16 protein-coding genes are annotated in these 17,018 nt (G+C 68.8%); 8 read left to right on the forward strand and 8 right to left on the reverse strand.

What is annotated here, in order from left to right; all coding sequences use genetic code 11:
* Positions 1-249: 249 nt before the first annotated feature.
* The gene (locus NGR01S_RS20410) at positions 250-1,512 is read right to left on the reverse strand and encodes an MFS transporter (protein ID WP_063039178.1); all 1,263 of its coding nucleotides are present in this window, start codon (positions 1,510-1,512) and stop codon (positions 250-252) included.
* Between the two features lie 65 nt (positions 1,513-1,577).
* Between NGR01S_RS20410 and NGR01S_RS20415 the strand changes: the two genes are divergently transcribed.
* Together NGR01S_RS20415 and NGR01S_RS20420 are read left to right on the forward strand one after the other, a co-directional pair.
* Positions 1,578-2,246 (forward strand): FadR/GntR family transcriptional regulator, encoded by a 669-nt coding sequence (locus tag NGR01S_RS20415; protein WP_063039180.1) that lies wholly within the window; start codon positions 1,578-1,580, stop codon positions 2,244-2,246.
* A 225-nt stretch (positions 2,247-2,471) separates the two neighbouring features.
* Positions 2,472-3,962 carry an MFS transporter gene (locus NGR01S_RS20420; RefSeq protein ID WP_063039182.1) on the forward strand — a complete coding sequence of 497 codons (1,491 nt, stop codon included), beginning with the start codon at positions 2,472-2,474 and terminating at the stop codon, positions 3,960-3,962.
* A gap of 84 nt (positions 3,963-4,046) precedes the next feature.
* Here the strand turns inward: NGR01S_RS20420 and NGR01S_RS20425 are convergent, their stop codons facing one another.
* From NGR01S_RS20425 to NGR01S_RS20435, 3 genes are all read right to left on the reverse strand, one after another.
* The gene (locus NGR01S_RS20425; RefSeq protein WP_030523402.1) at positions 4,047-4,901 is read right to left on the reverse strand and encodes a TIGR02569 family protein; all 855 of its coding nucleotides are present in this window, start codon (positions 4,899-4,901) and stop codon (positions 4,047-4,049) included.
* A gap of 164 nt (positions 4,902-5,065) precedes the next feature.
* A complete protein-coding gene (gene moeZ, locus NGR01S_RS20430; protein ID WP_063039412.1) occupies positions 5,066-6,247 on the reverse strand; it encodes an adenylyltransferase/sulfurtransferase MoeZ in 1,182 nt (393 codons plus the stop codon).
* A 175-nt stretch (positions 6,248-6,422) separates the two neighbouring features.
* Positions 6,423-7,475, reverse strand: a complete 1,053-nt coding sequence (locus NGR01S_RS20435; RefSeq protein ID WP_084481486.1) for a DUF3152 domain-containing protein — start codon at positions 7,473-7,475, stop codon at positions 6,423-6,425.
* 227 nt (positions 7,476-7,702) lie between these two features.
* Here NGR01S_RS20435 and fasR point away from each other — a divergent pair, with 227 nt between their 5' ends.
* The gene (gene fasR / locus NGR01S_RS20440) at positions 7,703-8,359 is read left to right on the forward strand and encodes an HTH-type transcriptional activator FasR (protein WP_030523399.1); all 657 of its coding nucleotides are present in this window, start codon (positions 7,703-7,705) and stop codon (positions 8,357-8,359) included.
* Positions 8,360-8,435: 76 nt separating this feature from the next.
* On the opposite strand, the gene NGR01S_RS20445 is transcribed toward fasR, so the two are convergent.
* The 3 genes from NGR01S_RS20445 to NGR01S_RS20455 form a co-directional block, all read right to left on the reverse strand.
* A complete protein-coding gene (locus tag NGR01S_RS20445) occupies positions 8,436-8,663 on the reverse strand; it encodes a DUF3107 domain-containing protein (protein ID WP_030523398.1) in 228 nt (75 codons plus the stop codon).
* Between the two features lie 491 nt (positions 8,664-9,154).
* Positions 9,155-9,856, reverse strand: a complete 702-nt coding sequence (locus NGR01S_RS20450; RefSeq protein WP_063039184.1) for a ferritin-like fold-containing protein — start codon at positions 9,854-9,856, stop codon at positions 9,155-9,157.
* A gap of 41 nt (positions 9,857-9,897) precedes the next feature.
* Complete coding sequence (locus NGR01S_RS20455) at positions 9,898-11,037, reverse strand: polyhydroxyalkanoate synthase family protein (RefSeq protein WP_307718777.1); 1,140 nt, start codon at positions 11,035-11,037, stop codon at positions 9,898-9,900.
* A gap of 524 nt (positions 11,038-11,561) precedes the next feature.
* On the opposite strand from NGR01S_RS20455, the gene NGR01S_RS20460 reads away from it, so the two are divergent.
* The 5 genes from NGR01S_RS20460 (at position 11,562) to NGR01S_RS20480 (ending at position 16,526) form a co-directional block, all read left to right on the forward strand.
* Positions 11,562-13,325 (forward strand): DEAD/DEAH box helicase, encoded by a 1,764-nt coding sequence (locus NGR01S_RS20460; protein WP_063039418.1) that lies wholly within the window; start codon positions 11,562-11,564, stop codon positions 13,323-13,325.
* 129 nt (positions 13,326-13,454) lie between these two features.
* Entirely contained in the window at positions 13,455-14,741 is a 1,287-nt protein-coding gene (locus NGR01S_RS20465) for an Rv3212 family protein (RefSeq protein ID WP_084481533.1), read from the forward strand.
* 38 nt (positions 14,742-14,779) lie between these two features.
* Positions 14,780-15,280, forward strand: coding sequence for a nitroreductase/quinone reductase family protein (locus NGR01S_RS20470; RefSeq protein WP_063039419.1), 501 nt, complete (start codon positions 14,780-14,782; stop codon positions 15,278-15,280).
* Between the two features lie 62 nt (positions 15,281-15,342).
* Positions 15,343-15,945 carry an acid phosphatase gene (locus NGR01S_RS20475; RefSeq protein WP_063039426.1) on the forward strand — a complete coding sequence of 201 codons (603 nt, stop codon included), beginning with the start codon at positions 15,343-15,345 and terminating at the stop codon, positions 15,943-15,945.
* Positions 15,946-16,019: 74 nt separating this feature from the next.
* Positions 16,020-16,526 carry a GNAT family N-acetyltransferase gene (locus NGR01S_RS20480; protein WP_063039186.1) on the forward strand — a complete coding sequence of 169 codons (507 nt, stop codon included), beginning with the start codon at positions 16,020-16,022 and terminating at the stop codon, positions 16,524-16,526.
* Between the two features lie 13 nt (positions 16,527-16,539).
* Here the strand turns inward: NGR01S_RS20480 and NGR01S_RS20485 are convergent, their stop codons facing one another.
* Positions 16,540-16,959 (reverse strand): hypothetical protein, encoded by a 420-nt coding sequence (locus NGR01S_RS20485; protein ID WP_063039188.1) that lies wholly within the window; start codon positions 16,957-16,959, stop codon positions 16,540-16,542.
* Positions 16,960-17,018: the final 59 nt, after the last annotated feature.

Raw genomic sequence — 17,018 nt, forward strand, 5'->3', positions numbered from 1 at the left:
TTACGCCGGCTTCCCAGGCCGCGGTGTCCTCGGCATCCCTGCGCTCCAGCTTCGGCCGCCGCAGCAGCGCCGCCCGGGCATTGCCGCGACCCTCGGACTGCGTGCTCACACGGCCTCCCAACGTGGTTCGACCCCACGGTAGGAAACCGGTATTGCGGAAATGCTGCCTGAGATGACCGTCGAATCAAAGGTTTCTCACGCGCTTCACGGCACTCGGGTGAGCATCGGGACCGGATTCCCGTGACCGGTTCAGCGCGGGGAGACCGAGTCCTCGAGCATTCGCGGTTTACACGCCTGCCAGGCGCCGGTGAGCAGCACCAGTACCGAGACACAGAGCAGCGCGAAGGGCGCGGTCCACCCGTCGGTGAGCGTGTGCAGCATGCCGAACACCAGCGGTCCCACGCAGGCCAGCGCGTACCCGACCCCCTGTGTGAACCCCGACAGCGCGGCCGAACCGGCCGGCGTCCGGGTGCGCAGATTGATGAGGGTGAGTGTCATCGGGAAGGTACTCGGGCCCAGACCGAGGATCGCCACCCACAGGACGGGCGCGCTCATGGGCGCGAAGAGCAGCCCGGCGAAGGCCACGAAGAAACAGGCGGCACACCCCACCACCACCGGATACGGGTTGGTGAGCCGGGCGGCCACCGTGGGCGCGGTGAGGGCCGCGATCAGTCCCACGAGCGCGAACAGGGCCACCATGGAACCGCCGAAGGCCGCGTCGGCGCCGGCGTCGGCGAGGATCGTCGGCAGCCAGGTGAATACCGAGTAGGTGGTCAGCGAGGTCATGCCGAAGGTTGCCGCCATCCCCCAGGCCAGCGGCGAGCGCCACACCTTGGGGGCTGGCGCGCTGCCGGCATCCGGCAGTCCGGTGGTGTCCGCATCCGCCCGGCCGCGCCGCACGCGCAGTACGCCGATCCAGGGGACGGCCGCCGCGAAGCCGAGCAGGGCCCACACCCCCAGGGAGACGCGCCAGCCGTGCGCTTCCGCCAACGGCACCGCGACCAGCGCCGGCAGTACGGTGCCGATCTGCACCATGGTGATGTAGAGCGCGCTCACCGTGGCGAGCCGGTCCGGGAAATAGCGTTTGACCAGTGGAGGAACCACGATATTGCCGATCCCCATACCGCCGAGCGCGAGCGCGGAGAACAGCAGCAGCTCGGCCGTCCCCGAGACGAGGACCCGCACGAGCATGCCGGTCCCGGCGGCCGCCATCGCCAGCAGCACGGTCCGTTCCAATCCGAGTCGGCGGGCCAGGAGCGGCGCCAGCAGCCCGGTCACGGAGAACATAAGGGTCGGGATCATCCCGAAGACACCGACGACGGCGGTGGAGTAACCGATATCGCGCCCGATGTCCTCAGCGAGCGGTGTGAACGCGGTGACGGCCACGCGCAGTACGAGAGCGGACATGACAATTGCCGCGAGCACCAGTAAACGGCCTTCGATAAGCTTGCGTTTCCGCTGCTCGAGAGGTGGATCGGCCGCTTGGGAGGTCTCGGGCAGCGCAGCAGTCACCGAGAAATCATAGGATGACCCTATGACAGGGGCAATAATATTGTGATGGGCGGTACTGTGTTGCCGTGCAAAGCGTGCGCCGCACCAGTCTCATCGCCCAGGTCACCGAGCAACTCAAAGAGGATATCCGCTCGGGGCGCTGGCCGATCGGGACGCGGATCCCCACCGAGCCCGAACTGGCCGAACTCACCGGCACCGGCCGCAACACCCTACGCGAGGCCGTCCAGGCGCTGGTCCATGCCGGCATGCTGGAACGGCGACAGGGTTCCGGTACCTACGTCATCGCCACCTCCGAGGTGGGCGGGACACTGACCAAATACTTCGCCGAAGCCGCCGAACGCGATGTCCTGGAACTACGCCACGGACTCGAGGCCACCGCGGCCGCGCTGGCCGCCCATCGGCGCGATGACACCGATATCGCCACGCTGCGCCGGCTACTCGACGACCGCAACCGGCTGTGGCGGGTGGATCGGGCCGCGGCGATCGAAGCCGATGTCCAACTACACCGAGCGATCGTGCTCGCCAGCGGCAATGCCGTGTACATCGAGTTCTACGACTCGGTGCTGGGCTACATCGAATCCGGGATCCGCTCGCGCACCGACCGTATCGACAGCTGGTACGCCGCCGAACATCGCGAACTGGTACAGGCCATCATCGACGGTGACGCCGACAAGGCCGCCCGGACCTCCCGATGTTTCCTCGACACCCTGCTGGCCGACTACCGCGACCACTAGACGTACCTTCGCTGCGCTCCGGGTTCCCTCGAGGTTACGGACCGATCACAGCGGTGTAGCTCCGCCGTGAGCGGGATTTGTGGCGATCGTCATTGCCTGCCATGTGGTGGAAACACCCGGCTCCTAGCGTTTTCTCACGTCACGACACCACACTCGACCGCCCGGCCGCCGCGGCCGGGCACCCCCGGTCCGGGGGGGCGTCGAGTAACGACGAGAGGGGCGCCGATGACCGCGACAGCCGACACCGGACGGCAACCACCCGCTACCGCAACGACTTTCGTCCATCAGCGCCGGGGCCGCTGGATCGACCGGTGGGAACCGGACAACGAGCGGTTCTGGAGATCCGGCGCCGACCGCACGGCCAAGAAGAATTTGGTGTTCTCGGTATTCGCGGAGAACCTCGGCTTCAGCATCTGGGTCCTGTGGGCCAGCGTCGTCACCGGGATGGGCGCTGCCGGTTTCGCCTTCCTGGATGGGCTCGGTAAAGGCGACCCGACCGCGGTCAGCAATGCCCTCCTGCTCACATCCATCCCCACCCTGGTCGGTTCGACCCTGCGTATCCCCTACACCTTCGCCATCCCCCGGTTCGGCGGGCGGGCCTTCACGGTGTTCAGCGCCGCCATGCTGCTCGTCCCCACCGTCGGCCTGATCTTCTTCGTCAATCAGCCCGGTACCCCGATGTGGGTTTTCGTGGTGCTGGCCGCGCTGTCCGGTTTCGGCGGCGGTAATTTCTCCTCGTCGATGGCCAATATCTCGTTCTTCTTCCCGGACGGGAAGAAGGGCGCCGCGCTCGGGATCAATGCCGCGGGCGGCAATCTCGGTGTCGCCCAGACCCAACTGCTGGTGCCGCTGCTGATCACCCTCGGCACCCATCTCACCGCGAAGGACGCGGCCGGTTACCGCTTCGGGATCACCCTGGCGGTGCTGGTGTGGATTCCATTCATCCTGGCCGCCGCGTTCGGCGCGCTGCGATACATGGACAGCCTGTCCACCGCGAAATCCGACGGACGCTCCTACAAACCCGCACTGACCAATCACCACACCTGGGTGATGGCGTTCCTCTACATCGGCACCTTCGGTTCGTTCATCGGCTTCTCGTTCGCGTTCCCGACGCTCATCAAGGCGAATTTCCCGGATCTGGCCAGTATCGGCTGGATCACCACCCTCGGAAATCTGGCGTTCCTCGGCGCCCTGGTCGGCTCGTTCTCCCGCCCGTTCGGCGGCTGGCTCTCGGACAAACTGGGCGGCGGTGCGAAGATCACCGTCGCCGTGTTCGGCGGGATGGCCGTAGCGGTCGCACTCATCATGGCCGCGCTCGAGATGCAGAGTTTCCCGCTCTACCTGCTGGCCTTCCTGATGCTCTTCGTACTCACCGGTATCGGCAACGGCTCCACCTACCGGATGATCCCGTCCATCTTCAGCGCCCAGGCGAAGAAGTACGCCTTCGAGCACGGCCTCGAGCCGGCGGAAGGGGCGGCCTCGGCGAAACGGCAGGCGGGTGCGGCCATCGGGGTCATCGGAGCGGTCGGTGCCTTCGGCGGTTTCGTACTCCAGCAGGCACTGCGCCTGTCCAACACCAACTTCGGCACCATGGCGCCCGCGTTCTGGGCCTACGCCGCGGCGTTCCTGGTGATGGCCGGCGTCACCTGGTGGTTCTACCGCCGTACCTCGTTCGCGGTGGGCCGGGTGCCGTCACTGGCGTACGCCAACGTCTGACGGCTCCGCAGCCATGGCAGAGTCCGGCCGGTTCGATACCGGCCGGGCCCTCCCCATGCCGGGTCCCGCGCGGAGCCACCGGTCTCACAGCAGGAATCGCACCATATCCGCCGTCCGGACCAATCCCGGCAGTGCTTCCGGTGTGGACCGCGGATGCAATACATGCACCGCCAGCCGGAACATGACCGCGCGCAACAGCATCTGCGGCCATTCCGGCAGATCGGACCAGCGCTCCAGCAGCCCGTCGTCGGCTCCGCCCCACGACAGCGCGTCCACCACGACCACCCCCGCCGCCCACGCCGGCGGGCGCCAGTACGGGGTCAGATCGGTGAGCGCGGGGGTCTGTGCCCCGGCGAACAGTACGGTGCCGAACAGATCGCCGTGCACCAGTTGCGGCGGGGTCCGGACGGGTTTGCGCAACGTGGCCAGCTGCCCGATCAGTTCGAGGCTGTGCCGGCCGTCGGGCGAGTTCTCCATCACCGCCCCCGCCGCGCGCAGCGTCCGCAGCGGCACGGCCTCCCACGCCGCCCGGTCCGCGGCGACGAAGACGTCCACATCCAGCCAGGGCGTAACCGGCGGCTGCGAAAGGAATCGGGGCCGCTCGAGGGTGGCGGTGGCCTTGTGCAGGCGCAGCGAGACCGAGACCACCTCGTCGTGGCGTGGTTCCGGACAGCCCGTCATGAAGGTGTCGCACCGCCAGCCCGACACCACGTACCGGCCGTCGGTGGCCCGCACCGGGCGGGCCAGCCGCAGCCCGTCCACCCGCAGGCTCTCCCGGACCTTCGCCGACCAGGCGGCACGCGCATGATCGGCGACAGGGCTGAGCACCACATCGCCGAGGCGCCAGCCACCTTCCCAGTCGCCGAGGGCGACCGGGGTCAGCTCCCGCAGACCGTACGTGGCCCGCACATGTTCGGGGGGTTCGACAGTGGTGGTCACGGCCGTACCGTACTCCCGCCACCGGGCCCCGGTATCGCGCCACACCGTGTCGTAGCAGTGCCGCGACACACCGCGGCCGGCCCCGGTCACACACCGTGTACACCGGTCGAGGCCGTCGGCCGCACGCTGTTCACGCGCAGGTCAGCGGCCTAACGCGGGGCGGCTCAGTACACCGGGAGCGACGGGTCGACCTGGTGCGCCCAGGCGATCACGCCGCCCTGCAGATGCGTGGCGTCGGCGAAACCCGCCCGCTTGAGCGCGGCCAGCGCCTCCGCCGACCGGACACCCGTCTTGCAGTGCAGCACGATCTTGCGGTTCTGCGGCAGTTCCGCCAGCGCCTCCCCCGAGAGAATGCGGTCCTTCGGGATCAGCGTCGCGCCTTCGATGTGCACGATGTCCCATTCCACCGGTTCACGCACATCGATCAACTCCACATCACCGGCGTCCAGCAGGTCCTTGAGCTCCCGCGCGGTCACCGTGGAACCGACGGCCGCGGCCTGCCCCTCCTCGGACACCACACCGCAGAACGCCTCGTAGTCGATCAGTTCGGTGATCGGCTGCCGCGCGGGATCGCGCCGCAGTTTGATGGTCCGGTAGCTCATATCGAGTGCGTCGTACACCATGAGCCGGCCCAGCAGCGGGTCACCGATACCGGTGATCAATTTGATGGCCTCGGTCACCATCACCGAGCCGATGGACGCGCACAGCACACCCAGCACGCCGCCCTCGGCGCAGGAGGGCACCATCCCCGGCGGCGGGGCCTCCGGGTACAGATCGCGATAGTTGATCCCGCGACCGTTCGGGGCATCCTCCCAGAACACCGAGACCTGGCCCTCGAACCGGTAGATCGAACCCCACACATACGGTTTGCCGGCCAACACCGCGGCATCGTTGACCAGGTAGCGGGTCGCGAAGTTGTCGGTACCGTCCACGATCAGGTCGTATTCGGCGAACAGCTGCACCGCGTTCTCCGGCTCCAGCCGGATCTTGTGCAATCGCACGTCGATCCCGGAATTGATCTCCAGAATGGAATCGCGGGCGCTATCGGCCTTGGGCCGTCCAATATCGGATTCACCGTGGATGACCTGCCGTTGCAGATTCGAGGCATCGACCTCGTCGAACTCGACGATGCCCAGGGTGCCCACACCGGCGGCGGCCAGGTACAGCAACGCCGGAGAACCCAGCCCGCCGGCGCCGATCACGAGCACCTTCGCGTTCTTCAGCCGTTTCTGCCCGTCCATCCCGAGGTCGGGAATGATCAGGTGACGGCTGTAACGGGCGACCTCGTCCCTGGTCAGCTCGGCGGCGGGCTCCACAAGTGGGGGCAGGGACTGCGGTGTTGACACGTCTTCGAACTCCTCGTATCGAAATAGCCGGATGCGGTGTGCGGATGCGTACGGCCGGTGACCCGTGGCCGCTGTGACCCGCACCCACACCGGCGTAGGTTCCCGGTACAACGCCGGCGCGAGGGTCATTCTTCCCGGCCCGGCGCCGGACCGGCCCGTGCGCCCCGGAGCGAGCTCAACCTCGCGGATACGGCCAGGGGTTGAAGCGGCAGGTCTTGCCGTCCATCGGCACGACCCCGTACGGATCCAGGGCGGCGATCTCGTTGTTGGCGGTGCCGAAGGTCTGCTGCATCATCACCGGGGCCAGACCGCCCTCGCTCTCGCAGGGCTGATGCTCGTGGTAGCCGATAGCGTGCCCGACCTCGTGGTTGACCAGATACTGCCGATAGGAGCCGATATCGCCGTCGAACGCCGGAGCCCCGCGCACCCAGCGCGCCTCCGACAGCACCACCCGGCCCTGATCGGAGTTGTAGCACGAGGAATCGATCGGGATATCGAAACCGCAGGCCTCACGGGTGGTCGCGCGGGCGGTGAGCGAGATCCGGAAATCCGGCTCCCCGCGATCGATACGCTGGAATGCGAATTTGCGGTCGTGCACCCAGCTCTTCGGATTACCGAGCGTGGATTCGACCAGCCGGGCCACCGATTCGTCGCCACCGAAATTCCGGGTATCGATGCCATTCTCGACCTCGACCGTGTAGGTGAAGGTGTACTGCTCGCCCGCGCCGACCCGGGCCGAGGTGCCCGGCACGATCCGCCAGGTCCCCTTACCGGTCTCGGTGAACTTCCCGCCCGCGGGCAGCGCCCCGATCGGCAGATCCTCCGGGAAGGTCCCGTCGCCCGGCGGTGCGCCGATGACCCCCGCGCTGGCCGGCGGCGGTCCGAGCGCCCCGAAACCGGGATCGATCGGGTCCGCCGGGCCCTCACGACCCGTACGTACCGCGTCGACCACGACGAACACCGTCAGCACCAGCAGGACCGGCAACGCGTACACCCGCCACCCGTACCTGGATACGACGAAACGCAGCCGGCGGCGGCGCGACCCGGCCGCGAGCCGGGCGGCGGGCGGCGGATCACCCTCCGGGTCCCGGCGCGCGCGCAGCGGTTCCCGGGATCCGTCGCCGTGCGGTAACGCCGGCGTAGCCCGGGCGGCGACCGCGAGCTCTGAATCCGGGGGGCGGTGCGCGCTGCGCCCGCCACCGGAGGGGTTTTCCGGTCGGTCGGTCACGGCTCCACACTCTCACAACCCGCCGTAACGGCCACAATGGAAGTACCCCGGCGGCCATGCCCCCGGTACCGCGCGAGCCACTTTCCGGCATTCCCGAAGGGCACCACACGGATCGGGGCCGGTCCGGGTTCACCAACCCGGGTCGGCAACAGCAGCGTAAGCGAGTATGGTGCTCGAAAGACCCGGTACACACCCCTTTGCCGGGGAATCGACTGGGAGATCCGAATATGACCGACCTCGTGGACCGGATGACGTCCCGCTCGTCGTCCGGCACCGCCCCCAAACGTGGCACCCGGCTTCCCCGTGACGAGCGGCGCCAGCAACTACTCGCGGCCGCCAGCGAGATCTTCGTCCTACGCGGTTATCACGCCGCCGGTATGGACGAGATCTCCCAGTGCGCCGGCGTCAGCAAGCCGGTGCTCTACCAGCACTTCACCAGCAAGCTGGAGCTGTACCTGGCCGTCCTGCAGAACTATGTCGACATGCTGGTGTCCAGTGTGCGCCAGGCGCTGCGCTCCACCACCGACAACAAGCAGCGTGTACGCGCGGCGGTCGCGGCCTACTACGACTTCGTGGACAACGAGATGCAGGGCTTCCGCCTGGTCTTCGAATCCGATCTCACCAACGAACCCCAGGTCCAGCGCCGCGTCGAACAAGCCACCGAAGCCTGCGTGGACGCGGTCTACGACCTCGTCGCCCACGATTCCGGCCTCGACCCCTACCGGGCCCGCATCCTCGCGGTCGGCCTGGTCGGCGCGAGCCAGTTCACCGCCCGGTACTGGCTGGAAGCCGACCGCCCCATCCCCAAGGACGAAGCCGTGGACACCACCGTGGCACTGGCCTGGGGCGGCCTCAAACACGTCCCCCTGCACCCGATCGGCTGACCCACGCCGACCGGACCGGAACACGACGAAGCCCCTGCCGAACCGGCAGGGGCTTCCGTTCGTCCGGGCCCGGTACTCAGACCGCGGCGAAACCCACCCGGCCGCCGGTCACGGCCCCGATCTCTACATAGGCGACCTTGCCGGCCTGGATCAGATACTTGCGGCCCTTCTCGTCGGCCAACGCCAGGACCCCGCCGGTAGCGGCCAGCGCCTCGGAAACCAGAGCCTCGACCTCGTCCGGGCTCTGCGCGCTGGCGATGACGAGTTCCCGCGGGCTATCCGAAATACCGATCTTGACCTCCACGGCCAACCTCCGAACCTAGAGTCCTGTGCTGTCCCAGTAAGGCTAGTTGAGCCGCCGGAGCCCGGACACCCGACGGGGTGCGCTGTCAGCGAACAGTGCCCATCTGCGGCGCCTCCGGCGCCGCGGGTCGGGGCCCTGTAACCCCGATTCTTCACTCCGCCGCTCAGTCGCTACGCTCCTTCGCTCTGTCGCTCCAGAATCGGGGGCGGGCCCCGACCACTGAGGTAGACCATCCGGAACAGACAGGAGGTGCATGCTGTCGCGCGCCTCGACCAGCATGGGGAGGCTCACTTCACTGTAAGTGCTCAACGGTCACCGATCTATGGACGGACGACCGCACACGCTCAGTCGCTACGCTCCTTCGCTCTGTCGCTCCAGAATCGGGGGCGGGCCCCGACCACTGAGGTAGACCATCCGGAACAGACAGGAGGTGCATGCTGCCGTGCGCCTGGACCGGCTCGCGGAGGCTCACATCCGGCCGCGTCGAAACGTCAGAGACCGAGTACCGCCATTCGTTCGGCGTGGGCGCTCTGCATATGTTCGAACAGGGTGGCGATCCCGTTGAGATCCCCGGTGGCCGCCAGCACGAGTTCGGTGAGCTCGTCGCGCTGCGCCATCACGTACTGGGCCTGGGTGATCGCTTCGCCGAGCAACCGGCGGCCCCACAGGGTGAGCCGATCACGTTCGGATCTACTGGCCGCGACCGCCCGCCGGACTTCTTCCACGACGAATTCCGAGTGGCCGGTATCGGCGAGCACATCGCGCACCACGGCCGCTACATCCGGGCTCAGCGCACCGGCGATCTCGCGGTAGAAATCGGCGGCGATACCGTCACCGACATGGAATTTGACCATCGACTCCAGCCAGGTGGAGGGGTCGGTTGAGCGATGGTAGTCGTCGAGCGCGCGGGTGAACGGGGCCATGGCCGCGTACACATCGGCGCCGCGCGCGGTCAGGGCCACGTCGAGCCGTTCGAAATGCGCGAGTTCGGCCGCCGCCATCCGGGCCACCGCGACCTTGCCGCGCAGTGTGGGTGACAGCGTGGCTTCCTCGCTCAACCGGTAGAACGCGGATATCTCGCCGTAGGCGAGTACCGCGAACAGGTCGGTCACGCCGGCATGATCGGCGGGGATCGGCGAAGTGGACGAATCGCTCGGTGTAACAACCGGCCCGGCGGGTGACTGTGCTCCCATGGAACTCCAGCGTAGTACGCCACCGTTACACGACGCCGCGCTCACACCGGTGTGGTGAGGAACTTGTCGATATAGGTCCAGGTCGTCGCGCGGGCGGTGGCGCCGGCGAGGATGCCCAGGTGCCCGCCGGGTGCGGTTTCGTAGTGGACGGCCTTCGCTCCGGTGAGCGTGCGCACGCCGTGCTCGACCGCACGGGCCGGGGTGATGACATCGGCGGGCCCGCCGACCAGCAGTACCGGGGCGGTGATATCGGCCAGCCGAATCGATCCCCGCCCGAAATCGACCACGCCGCGGCCGATTTCGTCGCGCAACACCAGCCGATTCCACAGCTGCTGGTACATGCGGCCCGGATAGCCGGGCATATCGGCCATGAAGCGGTCGATGGCCTCCATCCGGGCGAGGGATTCGGTGCGGGCGAGATTGTTGGCCACGAACCAGGGCCGTTTGACCTCCCGGTCCCAGGCGGTGATGCGGTAGGCGAGCCGGGTCAGGGGCGCCGGGACACCGCCCACCGCGCGCAGCGCAGCACCCACGGCGTCCCCGGTGCCGGTGAGCCGCGCGGCCGCGGCGAGCTGCGGCGTCATCGGCATCGCGCGGTAGTTCAGCGGTGCCCCGACCGCGGTGATCGACCGCACCGGCAGGTCACTGCCCGCGGCCGCGGTCAGCAGCGCCATGGTGCCGCCCAGCGACCAACCGACCAGGTCCACCTCCGGTTCGCCGCCGGCGGCGGCCCGATCGGCGGCGGTGCGGCGGATCGCCTCGGGCAGGATGTCGTAGACCCAGTCGTCGAAGCCCATCCGGCGGTCGGCGTAGGTGATCTCGCCGTAGTCGATCACATACGGCGCGCGACCGGTCGCCAGCAGGAACTCCGCCAGGCTCTGGCCGGGGCGTAGATCGAAGCAGCTCGCGGGCGCGGCGAGCGGCGGCACCAGCAGTACCGCGGCCGCCGACGGTGCGGCGGTACCGGCGAGCAGGGCGGGTTCGAAGCGCCGGAGCAGGCGATGCGGTTCGTCCCACAGCACCGACGCGGGAGTCGGACGACGCCCTTCCACGCCGTCACCGAACGTCAGCGCCCAGGCGTTGCGTGCGGCCCGCTCGACGGTCCGGGACAGCTCGCCGTCCGGGTCCACCGCCCGGACGGCGCGATCGGCCAGGGCGATACCTCGGTCTGCGATGCTCACGGCACGAATCTCTCATAGATGTATACGGCGGTACCAGTTATACCGGTAACCGTCCGGTCGAGTGTGTGCCGAATCACTTCCTACCTGCGCGGATTTCCGGTCGCACGTGAACACCTGCCGCAACGGGCGAAACGCTGTGCCGCGCAGGGCAGCTCACCGGAAGAGCCCACCGAAACGAACAACGTCCAGCGGATTTGCGCGAGCGCCTTTCGGAGCGCGGAACAATAGCACGCTACAATCGCGACGGACAACGGAAGAATTCAGCCGATCCATGAGAACCGGCAGCGCCGAAAGTCGCGCACCCCGGGTGCGCCGTGCGGTGGTCGAAGAATTCTCCGGGGTCCACGGAAAATGTGCGCGCACCAGATCCGCATCACCGATGCGCTGCGCCGATGTCCGAGCTTCGCTGCCCTCATCCGGGCACCTGCCGACATCCGGCGGCGGCCCGGGTGAGTATCGCAGGGCGGATCCGTGGTCGTCGCGGACCAGCCGGTCCGCCCCACGCCTCGTGCGCGTGTAGCGCGATAACGAGGGAAGGCACGAACCTGAGCAAGATCACAGTTGAACCGGAACCCGGTCTGGCGGAGACGCTGTTGACAGCCGAGTTGGACTCCGCCCACACCGCACCGACATTCACCGAATTGGGAGTACGCGACGAAATCGTGCGCGCGCTCGGTGAGATCGGTATCGAACGCACTTTCGCAATCCAGGAACTCACCCTGCCCCTGGCCCTGACCGGCGAGGATCTCATCGGTCAGGCCCGTACCGGAATGGGTAAAACCTTCGGTTTCGGAGTTCCTTTGCTGCACCGGATCAGCACCGCCGAATCCGGAACCACGCCGCTGGACGGGACCCCGCGCGCCCTGGTCATCGTTCCTACGCGCGAACTGTGCATCCAGGTGACCCAGGATCTGGAGAACGCGGCGAAGTACCTCACCAACCAGAAGGGTCCGCTGCGGGTCACCTCGATCTACGGCGGCCGCCCCTACGAAGCGCAGATCGCGGCGTTGCGCGCGGGCGTCGATGTCGTGGTCGGTACGCCGGGCCGGCTGCTCGACCTGGCCGATCAGCAGCATCTGATCCTCGGCAAAGTGGGCGTCCTGGTATTGGACGAGGCCGATGAAATGCTCGATCTGGGCTTCCTGCCCGATATCGAGCGCATTCTCGGGATGGTGCCGGACAAGCGGCAGACCATGCTGTTCTCGGCGACCATGCCCGGCCCGATCATCACCCTGGCCCGCACTTTCCTCACCCGGCCGACCCATATCCGCGCCGAGGAACCCCACGATTCGGCGGTTCACGATCGCACCGCGCAATTCGTGTACCGGGCACACGCGCTGGACAAGAGTGAACTGGTCGCACGGGTGCTCCAGGCCGAGAGCCGGGGCGCCACCATGATCTTCACCCGCACCAAACGCACCGCGCAGAAGGTCGCCGACGAATTGGCCGAGCGCGGTTTCGCGGTCGGCGCGGTACACGGCGATCTCGGGCAGATCGCGCGCGAGAAGGCCCTGACCAAATTCCGGAAGGGCACCATCGACGTCCTGGTCGCCACCGATGTCGCGGCACGCGGTATCGATATCGACGACGTGACCCATGTCGTGAACTATCAGTGCCCGGAGGACGAGAAGACCTATGTGCACCGGATCGGCCGCACCGGCCGGGCCGGACGCACCGGCGTCGCGGTCACGCTGATCGACTGGGACGAACTGACCCGCTGGGCGTCCATCGACGCCGCGCTCGGGCTGGGCATTCCCGACCCCGTGGAAACCTATTCACGCTCCCCGCACCTGTTCGCCGACCTGGGCATCCCCGAGGGTGCCGCCGGCACCGTCGGCGCGCGCAAACCCCAGCGCGACCCCGATGCCGTGGTGGTGGAGCGGCCCGAGCGGGCACCGCGCAAGCGCAACCGCCGACGCACCCGCGGCGGCCAACCGGTCGAGGCGGCGGACGCGACCACCACCGAAACCGACGCGCCGGCCGGCACCGGTCCGGATGCCGAGGCGCAACCGGCCGAGGCACCCGCACGGCGGCGACGCCGGCGGCGGCGCTCGGCCGATACCGAGTCCGGTGGAACCGAGCACCCCGGTTCGGGCGCCACCGACGCACCGGCGGCCGAGTCCGGTACACCGGCGGCCGAGGCCGGGGACAACGGGGCGGAGAAGCCCGCCCGCCGTCGGCGGCGCCGCAAGCCGGCCGACGCCGAGAAGGGCAGTGCGGGTGCTCCGCGTGCCGAGAGCGCCGCCGGCCCGGCGCCGGTGACCGAGAACGCGGCGGCCCAGGCCTGACCCACGCAGCACGAGCGTCGGTGGTGATCGATACCGCCGGCGCTCGTGGTGTCTCCGGACCCGGGAGACCGGCGCGGGGCTCACGAGCACCGTCGGATGCGGTACCTGCCATCCGTTACGCTCGCCTACGTGCTCGCACCCGAGCGGCGAACGCGCGCCGACGTCATCACCGCAGCCGCGATCGCCGTGTTCGTGGTGGTCGTGGTGATCGTGGCGTGGGCGACCAGCGGGGTGGCGAACACCGAGTCGATCGTCGCCGACGAACCGGCCCGGCCGCCGCAACCCGCCGCGAAGTTGCCCGCGAAGCTCCAGGAGATGTGGCGCGCGCCCGATACGGCGACCGGCCGGGCGCTCACCGCCGAGGGCGTCGCGGTCACCGGGGCGGACGGCAGTGTGGTCGGACACGATCCGCGGACCGGCGAACAGGTCTGGCGTTACACCCGTGAGCTGCCGCTGTGCGGAGTGGAATCCCAGTTCGGCATGGTGGTCGCGGTCTACCGCACCGGCCGCGGCTGTAGCGAGACGACCATGGTCTCCGGCGCCGACGGGCAACGCCGGACCGCCCGCAGCAGCTATATGGACGGGCAGGTGCGACTGTCGGTCGACGGCACCTATGTCCTCGCCCAGGGTCCCGATCGGCTGGAGGTCTGGCGGTCGGATCTGGTGCGCACCCTCGAATACGGCTACGTGGACGCCAAGGAGAACTGGAAGACCCAGCCGCGGAAGGGGTGTGCGCTGCTGTCGGCCGCCTCCAGCCCGTCCCGGCTGGCGGTCGTGGAACGCTGCCCGGGTGAGCCGGCGAACCGGATCACCGTACTGGCACCGGCCCCCAAGGACGACAATGTGCCCGAGGAGTACGGGTCACGACTGCTGGAGGGCGCGGGCGCCGCATCCGCCGACGCGCGCGTGATCGCGGTGTCGGACAACCGGATCGCGGTCTACCAGCCCGGCACCGACGGACCCGGATCCGAGGCGCCGCGACTGACGATCCTCGACGCCAAGGGCAATCCCGTCGTGGTGCAGGAGCTCTCGGCCCCACTCGACCCGGCCGCCGCCACGGTACGCACCAACTCGGCGTTCCTGGTGTTCACCGGTAACAGTGTCATCGCCCTGAATTCCGCTACCTTCGAGCCGATGTGGACCGCGGCCGACGCGCTCGGTACCCCGGTCCCGATGGCCGGGAAACTGTTGCTACCGGTGCCCGGTGCGATCGCCGCGCTCGATCCGGCGACCGGCGCCCGGACGAACCGCATCCCGGTGGCACGCCCCGATTACGGCGGTGGCCCGATCTCGCTCGGCGCACTCGGTACCACAGTGCTCGAGCACCGGGACGGTCAACTCGTGGCCCTCGCCGACCCCGCCACCGTCGACACGCCGCGCAGCGATACCGAGCGGCCGGCAAAACCGTTGCGGTGAACCGTTTTCTGTCGGTGCCCTCCGGCAGACTGCGCGCCATGACCGAAGCAGCGCGATCTCTCGACACGGCTCCCGTGGCCGGCCGGCTCCGTTACGACGATCCCGACGCCCCGTGGAACCAGTTCGCCGAGCAGGGCCCGGCCGACTGGAACAGCGAGGTGATCCGGGAGTTCCGCGCCAACGGCGGACGGGTCGGCGGCGCCTACGCGGAGGCCGAACTGCTGCTGCTCACCACCACCGGTACGCGGACCGGTAAGCGACATGTGGTCCCGCTGGGCGCACTGTACCGCGGCGAAACCCTATACGTCAGTTCGTTCGTCGAGGGTGGTTACCCCGCCTGGTATCACAATGTGCGCGCGGATCCGGCGGTGATCGTGGAACTGGGTGATCACGTGTACCACGGCACCGCCCGGGTGCTCACCGGCGCCGAATACGACGAGTTCGCGGCCTGGGTATCGGCGAACAATCCGCTGCTCGCCGACTTCCAGGCCACCACCGACCATCCGGTGCCGCTGGTGGTACTCACCCTGGCCACCTGACGCCGGGCACCGCCGGGTCCCGAATGGCTGCGGCGGCCCGGCGGCCGGGCATGATGGACCGTATGCCCGGCTCCGACGACGCCCGTGTGGTGCTGGTCCGCCACGGTGAGACCGATTGGTCGGTGCGACACCGTCACACCGGCCGCACGGACCTACCGCTGACCGATACCGGCACCCGGCAGGCCACCGCGGCCGGCCGGGTGCTGTCCACGCTGCGGTTGCGTGATCCGCTGGTCTACGTCAGTCCCCGCCTACGCGCCCGGCGCACCGCCGAATTGGCCGGGCTACCCGACCCGCGGATCGATCCCGACCTCGCAGAATGGGACTACGGCGACTACGAGGGCCGCACCACCGCCGAGATTCGCACCCGGAATCCCGGCTGGACGGTGTGGACCGGCACGATCCCCGGTGGCGAATCCGCCGAGCAGGTCGGCACCCGCGCCGACCGGGTGCTGCACCGGGCGGCCGCCGCCCTCGGTACCCGGGATGTGGTCCTGGTCGGGCACGGGCATTTCTCCCGGGCCCTGATCGCCCGCTGGCTGGGGTTCGAGGTCCGGGAGGGACGCCGATTCGCGCTCACCACCGCCGCGGTGAGCGTCCTGGGCCACGAACACGAGGACCCCACGTTATGGGCACACAATCTGCGCGCCGGCACCCTCGAATGATCCCGCGCGGGCGGCCCGACCGGCACACCTCCCATCCGGGCTCCGGCCCCCGACCAGACAAGGATTCCGCGCCAGTGACCTCCGCCCCGCTCATCCGCCGCGCCGCACCCGCCGACGTACCCGCCCTCGTCGATCTGGTGTACGGCCTGGCCGAATACGAGAAAGCCCGGGACGAATGCACGCTCACGGCCGAACAACTGCACGCCGCGCTGTTCGGTCCCGAGCCCGTGGTTTTCGCCCATGTGGCGCTGCTGGACGGTGTGGTCAGCGGCTGCGCCATCTGGTTCCGCAACTTCTCCACCTGGGACGGCGTGCACGGGATATATCTCGAGGATCTGTACGTAACCCCCGCGGCCCGCGGTAGCGGTCTCGGCCGGGCGCTGCTCGCGGCGCTCGCCCAGGAGGCGCGGACCCACGGCTACAGCAGGGTGAGCTGGTCGGTGCTCACCTGGAACTCGCCCTCGATCGGGTTCTACGAATCACTCGGCGCGCGCGTCCAGGACGAGTGGGTGGGCTACCGGCTCTCCGGCGAAGCTCTCACCGCCCTGGCCGAGACGTCGCAGACCGCCGCGACGGAGTGAAGCGCGGCGCCGGTCATTCCTCGCCGGTCACCCCGTACTCCTGCGCCGCCCAGCGCGAGCTCGGCGGCGCGAACAACAGGCCCAGCGCGCCCAGCGCCACCACTCCCAGCACGGTCCCGTACAGCGGCTGCCCCGACCCGAACAGCAGCGACCACACCACCGGCAACAGCAGCAGCTGGGTGATCACCGCGATCGCCCGCCCCCAGCGCTGCCCGAACAGCAGGCCGATCCCGGAAGCCAGCACCGCGCCACCCAGAATCCCGAACCACATGGCCGTGCCGTAGCCGCTGATCTCGTCCTCCCGGTGCCCCAGCAGCGCCCGCACGATCAGCACCGCCGCCACGGTTACCGCGACCGCGCCTTCCAGCGTCACCAACCCCCCGGCGCCACGGACCGTCCCGGGCACACCACCGACGTCTTTTCGCTCGACCACCCGGCCAGCTTAGGTGGACACACTCCCAACCCCCACCCGCAGCGTCACGTGATCGATAC

The organism is Nocardia grenadensis NBRC 108939, assembly GCF_001613445.1.
In the GTDB taxonomy this organism is placed as follows: domain Bacteria; phylum Actinomycetota; class Actinomycetes; order Mycobacteriales; family Mycobacteriaceae; genus Nocardia; species Nocardia grenadensis.

What these genes read in the sequence shown, in the direction of transcription:
- fasR (WP_030523399.1), top strand. Translation starts at nt 7,703, where the DNA reads ATGACCGACCTCGTGGACCGGATGACGTCCCGCTCGTCGTCCGGCACC.
- NGR01S_RS20450 (WP_063039184.1), bottom strand. Translation starts at nt 9,856, where the DNA reads ATGGGAGCACAGTCACCCGCCGGGCCGGTTGTTACACCGAGCGATTCG.
- NGR01S_RS20470 (WP_063039419.1), top strand. Translation starts at nt 14,780, where the DNA reads ATGACCGAAGCAGCGCGATCTCTCGACACGGCTCCCGTGGCCGGCCGG.
- NGR01S_RS20420 (WP_063039182.1), top strand. Translation starts at nt 2,472, where the DNA reads ATGACCGCGACAGCCGACACCGGACGGCAACCACCCGCTACCGCAACG.
- NGR01S_RS20475 (WP_063039426.1), top strand. Translation starts at nt 15,343, where the DNA reads ATGCCCGGCTCCGACGACGCCCGTGTGGTGCTGGTCCGCCACGGTGAG.